The organism is Nocardioides sp. (assembly GCF_014360585.1).
GTDB lineage: Bacteria > Actinomycetota > Actinomycetes > Propionibacteriales > Nocardioidaceae > Nocardioides.
Genome location: NZ_JACIXG010000143.1, coordinates 1 through 5,668, shown reverse-complemented (window position 1 = coordinate 5,668; position 5,668 = coordinate 1). Strand labels below are relative to the sequence as shown.

Annotated in this window: 5 protein-coding genes; 1 reads left to right on the top strand and 4 read right to left on the bottom strand. The window is 67.0% G+C overall.

What is annotated here, in order from left to right; translation table 11 throughout:
• Window positions 1–248 precede the first annotated feature (248 nt).
• Window positions 249–905, bottom strand: a complete 657-nt coding sequence (locus tag H5T77_RS25285) for a GNAT family N-acetyltransferase (RefSeq protein WP_292653373.1) — start codon at window positions 903–905, stop codon at window positions 249–251.
• 67 nt (window positions 906–972) lie between these two features.
• Between H5T77_RS25285 and H5T77_RS25280 the strand changes: the two genes are divergently transcribed.
• On the top strand, window positions 973–2,289 hold the full coding sequence (locus H5T77_RS25280) for an aminotransferase-like domain-containing protein (protein ID WP_292653372.1): 1,317 nt from the start codon (window positions 973–975) through the stop codon (window positions 2,287–2,289).
• A gap of 182 nt (window positions 2,290–2,471) precedes the next feature.
• On the opposite strand, the gene H5T77_RS25275 is transcribed toward H5T77_RS25280, so the two are convergent.
• From H5T77_RS25275 to rsmG, 3 genes are all read right to left on the bottom strand, one after another.
• On the bottom strand, window positions 2,472–3,512 hold the full coding sequence (locus H5T77_RS25275) for a ParB/RepB/Spo0J family partition protein (protein ID WP_292653371.1): 1,041 nt from the start codon (window positions 3,510–3,512) through the stop codon (window positions 2,472–2,474).
• A 99-nt stretch (window positions 3,513–3,611) separates the two neighbouring features.
• Window positions 3,612–4,415, bottom strand: coding sequence for a ParA family protein (locus H5T77_RS25270; RefSeq protein ID WP_179661677.1), 804 nt, complete (start codon window positions 4,413–4,415; stop codon window positions 3,612–3,614).
• 274 nt (window positions 4,416–4,689) lie between these two features.
• A complete protein-coding gene (gene rsmG, locus H5T77_RS25265) occupies window positions 4,690–5,427 on the bottom strand; it encodes a 16S rRNA (guanine(527)-N(7))-methyltransferase RsmG (protein ID WP_292653370.1) in 738 nt (245 codons plus the stop codon).
• Window positions 5,428–5,668 lie beyond the last annotated feature (241 nt).

Genomic DNA, 5,668 nt, shown 5'->3' with positions numbered 1-5,668 from the left:
GTCACGGTGGCGCGCCATCGTTCATTTCGCCGAGGCGTCGCTTACCTCGGGCGAGACGTCACTTACGTCGGGCGAGACGTCAGTTGTGGCGGGCGAGACGTCAGTTGTGGCGGGCGAGTGGTCTCGACAAGCTCGACCACCGGGCTCGACCACCGGGCTCGGGCGAGTGGTCTCGACAGGCTCGACCACCGGGTTCGGGTGGTGGTCTCGACAGGCTCGACCACCGGGCACCGTTTCACATGAAACATTCACTCACCGTCGCGGTGCAGCTCGGTGGAGGCCGGGGACGGATGGCTGCGAGGACGTACGACCTCCCGCAACCGCTCCCACGCGGTCTCGAAGTCGTCGATCCAGGTGACGGTCTGCTTCAGGTCCATCCGCATCCGAGGGACGGTCGGATGCTCCCGGTGGGTCTTGAACCCAACCCGGCTCAGGAAGTCGGCCGGCGCGGCACAGCGCCGGCCATGGATGCCGCTCATCGGGCCCACGTCACCGAAGGCCTCGATGGCCCGGAACTGGCCGCGTTGGACCAGGTCACGGGCCATTCCCTGGACGAGCATCCGGCCGATCCCGCCGCCGGCACGGCGCGGGTCGATCCACACCGTGGTCATCAGGACCGCGTCGGTGGAGACCGGCCCGGAGGGGAACGAGGCGACCCGCGGGACGAAGACCGGCGGCGCGTAGAGCACGAATCCTGCCGGCGTACCGTCGATCACGGCCACCCGTCCGCACGAGCCCCATTCGCGGAGCACCTCGGAGATCCAGGCCTCCTTGACCCCGATCGCCTGCGTCGAGTCGACGCGGCGATGGCCCACAGGATCGCGCTCCCAGAACAGGCAGGCGCGGCACGGCGCCGGGACCTCGGCGAAGAGATCCAGCGTCAACGGAAGAACGCGACGTGCCATGTCTCACCCTTGATCTTGGGTTAAGGGTCTGTTACCAGCGTATGCGATCCTTCATGATGGTGACACCATGACTGATCTTCCCCAGCGCGCAACCTCATCCCGCCTCGACCCGTACGCGGACCGCTATGCGGCGCGCACGGCAGGCATGACGGTCTCGGAGGTCCGGGCCCTCTTCGCCGTGGCAGCCCGGCCCGAGGTGGTCTCGCTCGCTGGTGGCATGCCCAACATCTCCAGTCTTCCGCTGGACGTTGTCGGCGACTCGATCCGCGACCTGATCATGACCCAGGGCCCCACCGCGCTGCAGTACGGCGGCGGTCAGGGCGATCCCGCTCTGCGCGAGCAGATCTGCGAGGTCATGCGCCTGGAGGGCATCGAGGCCCACCCCGACGACGTCGTCGTGACCGTCGGCTCCCAGCAGGCCGTCGATCTGGTCACCCGGGTCTTCTGCGACCCCGGCGATGTCGTGATCTGTGAAGCCCCGTCGTACGTCGGAGCGCTCGGTGTCTTCAAGGGCTACCAGTGCGACATCGTGCACGCCGAGGTCGACGCCAGCGGCCTGATTCCCAGCGCGCTCGAGCAGGCGATCATCTCCACCAAGGCCTCGGGCCGCAAGGTGAAGTTCCTCTACACGATCCCGAACTTCCAGAACCCGACCGGCGTCACCATGACCCCCGAGCGCCGCACCGAGATCCTCGAGATCTGCCGGCGCCACGACATCCTGGTGCTCGAGGACAACCCCTACGGCCTTCTCGGCTTCGACGACGAGCCCCGCCCGGCGATGCGCGCCCAGGACCCCGGGGTCATCTACCTCGGCTCCTTCTCCAAGACGTTCTCCCCCGGTCTGCGGGTCGGCTGGGCACTGGCCCCCTCCGCGATCCGCGAGAAGCTGGTCCTGGCTCAGGAGTCCGCGACGCTCTGCCCGCCACCGTTCAACCAGATGGCCGTCTCGGCCTATCTCTCCAACCACGACTGGCAGGGCCAGATCAAGCAGATGCGGGAGATGTACCGCGAGCGTCGCGACGCCATGCTCGACGCGCTCGAGGCCTACATGCCCGCGTCCTGCACCTGGACCAAGCCCGACGGCGGCTTCTTCGTCTGGCTGACGCTCCCCGCCGGCATCGACTGCAAGGCGATGCTCCCCCGCGCGGTGACCGCGCGCGTTGCGTACGTCCCCGGCACCGGCTTCTTCGCCGACGGCTTCGGCGCCTCCTCGATGAGGATCTCCTACTGCTACCCGACTCCTGAGCGGATCCGAGAAGGCGTACGCCGCCTGGCGGGTGTCATCGAGGCCGAGATGGAGCTTCTGGAGACGTTCGGTGCGACCGGGCCCATCCCTGGTCTCCCCATTCGTGGCGCCGAGCACCCCTCGACGAACACGCAGTAGTACCTGCCCGGGTCATCTCGGCCTGAGAGTCATCTCGACAAGCTCGATGACCGGACGCTCCCGGAGGTCGAGCCTGTCGAGACCTCCCCCAGAGCGTCATCTCGACAAGCTCGATGACCGGGCCGCACCCGAGAATCAGTCGCGAAATCTATTTGTCGACAAAGCGCTTTATCGCTTGATGACTAAATGGATTCGTCGGAGGCCGGCGACATCAGTTCGACGATCCGACGTAGATCCTCCAGCGTCGCGAACTCGACGGTGATCTTTCCCTTGGAGCGCCCCAGATCGACTTTCACGCGGGTGTCGAAGCGGTCGGAGAGCCTGTCAGAGATCTCCTTGAGCCCAGGAGCACTCGGCTTGGCGCGCTTCACGCGCGGAGTGGCGAAGGCGTCGCCGTCGGGGTCGCCGAGGGCGACGATCTCCTCGAGGCCGCGCACGGAGATGCCCTCAGCCACCACCTTCTGAGCCAGCTTGTCCTGCTGCGGCTCTCCGTCGACTGCCAGCAACGCACGCGCGTGGCCGGCCGAGAGCACGCCGGCGGCGACACGGCGCTGCACCGATGGGGAAAGCTTCAGGAGTCGGATCGTGTTGGAGATCTGCGGTCGCGAGCGTCCGATCCTCTGGGCCAGCTCGTCGTGGGTGCACTCGAAGTCGTTGAGCAGCTGCTGGTAGGCCGCCGCCTCTTCCAGCGGGTTGAGCTGCGAGCGGTGCAGGTTCTCCAGGAGCGCGTCCCGGAGCATGTCGGTGTCGTCGGTCTCGCGGACGATCGCCGGGATGACCTCGAGACCGGCCTGCTGGGTGGCGCGCCACCGGCGCTCACCCATGACCAGCTCGTAGGAGTCGGTCGCCACTTTCCGGACGACGATCGGCTGCAGCAGGCCGATCTCGTTGATCGAATGGACCAGTTCGGCCATCGCATCCTCGTCGAAGACCTGACGAGGCTGCACGTGGTTCGGATGGATCTGCGTGACCGGCAGCTCAGCGAAATATGCGCCGTCGACGGGCGCCAGATTCGATTTCTCGATCTGGCGGCCTTCCGTCGGCTCGGTGGACCCGGGGTCCACGGATGCGCCGGAAGTGGCTCCAGCGGAAAGGTCCGAATGGCGGACGTCCGACTGGACAGGAGCGCCTTCGGGCGAATCATTTCCGCCACTGGCTGGAGCGGTCGGAATCAGCGATCCCAGACCTCGTCCGAGACCACGTTTCGGCGCCTGCTTACTCATTCCTGTGTCCCCCATTGTCGGTGGTCGAGCTTGTCGAGACCCCGTCTGATGTCGCAATCGTGGTGGTCTCGACAGGCTCGACCACCGGGTCCTTCATCGTCACTGCTGGCCCTGTTTGGCGAGCTCCTTGGCGGCCTCGAGATAGCTCAGCGCGCCGGGCGAGCCCGGGTCGTACGTCATCACCGTCTGCCCGAACGAGGGCGCCTCGGACACACGCACGGCGCGGGGGATGAACGTGCGCATGACCGTGTCGCCGAAGTGCTCACGCACCTCCTCGGCGACCTGCGAAGCGAGCCGGGTGCGAGCGTCGTACATCGTGATCAGCATCGATGAGACCCGCAGCGTCGGGTTCAGTGCCGCACGCACCATCTCGACCGTCTTGAGGAGCTGACCGAGACCCTCCAGCGCGTAGTACTCCGCCTGGATCGGGATCATCACCTCGGTGCTCGCGACGAGCGCGTTGACGGTGAGCAGCCCTAGCGACGGCGGGCAGTCGATGAGGACGTAGTCCCATCGATCCTCCGCGTCACCCACGCGGGGCGACTTGGCCAGGGCCTCCTTCAGGCGCTGCTCGCGTCCGTCCTCCTCGACGAGCTCGACCTCGGCACCGGCCAGGTCGATGGTCGCCGGCACGAGCTCGAGGCCCTCGAGCTTCGGGACCGGCACGACGACATCTTCGAGCGACGCTCCCTCGACCAGGACCTCGTACGTTCCCGGGGTGCCCTGGTAGTGGTCGACGTCGAACGCGGTGCAGGCGTTGCCCTGAGGGTCGAGATCGATGACCAGCACCTTCTGACCCAGCTGGGCCAGCGCCGCGGCGATGTTCACCGTCGAGGTGGTCTTGCCGACGCCACCCTTCTGGTTGGCGGAGACGATCACCCGGGTGCTCGCCGGGCGCGGCATCGGCGGCCGACTGCCCGCTGCCCCGCGCGCCAGGAGCGTGTGCTCGGCGGCAGCGGCCAACGGCGTCGCTTCCGTGGTGAAGTCGTTCTCGAGGGATGCGATGTCACCGGCCGTACGGAGCCTGATCGACACCGGCTCGTCGGTTTCACGTGAAACGGCGTTCTCTGGACTCTCGTCGTCGTACGGCATGTTCCTCATCCTCTTCCGGTGGTCGAGCCTGTCGAGACCACCCCGGTCCCGCGCGATGTCGTGGTCTCGACAGGCTCGACCACCGTCAACGTCGCTTCTTCTTTCGGGGCCCACCCTTGGACCCCTTCTGGCCGCCCTTCGGGACCGGCGGCCAATCTACCCGTGCCGGATCCGACCAAACCACCCGAACCGCGACAGTTGTCGTCTCCAAAACGTCTACACCGAGCTCGGAGACCGTCGGCGGCGCGCATCCCCACTTCTTCAACGTCTGGCCGGCTTCCTCGATCTCCGCCTCGATGCTCGACCCCTTCATCGCGACGAGTGCTCCTGCGGGGGCCACCAGCGGCATCGACCAGTCGAGCAGCTTGCCCAATCCGGCGACCGCTCGCGAAGTCACGACGTCGAAGCCGAGCTCACCGTGAAACGCATCCGCCCTCCCCCGGAGCACCGTGACGTTCTCGAGCGCGAGGTCTTCGGCGACCTCCTCGAGGAATGTCGTACGTCGCAGCAGCGGCTCGATCAGGGTGATCTGCAGGTCGGGGCGGGCGATGGCGAGGACCAGGCCCGGAAGTCCCGCACCGGAGCCGATGTCCGCGACCGCGACACCTTCGGCGATCACCTCCCCCAGCACGGCACAGTTCAGGATGTGCCGATCCCACAGCCGCGGGACCTCCCGCGGACCGATCAGCCCGCGAACCACGCCCGCGTCCGCCAGCCAGGCGGCGTACTTCTGGGCAAGCTCCAGACGGTCTGCGGGAAAGACTCTCTCTGCCCGGGGGTCGAGCTCGCCGAGACCACCCAAGTCCTCACGTTCCTCGCTCACACACAAACTGTTTCACGTGAAACCCGCCTGGATGAACTCCCGGCGCGCAAGAGGACTCCCGGTGGTCGAGCCTGTCGAGCCCACCACCCCGCAAAGAGAGGTCTCGACAAGCTCGACCTCCGCCGCCCCCGATAGTCGTGTCCGTCGAGACCACCACCCCACCGGTGGTCGAGCCTGTCGAGACCACGACCTCACCGGTGGTCGAGCTTGTCGAGACCACTGCCCACAGGGGAGGTCTCCC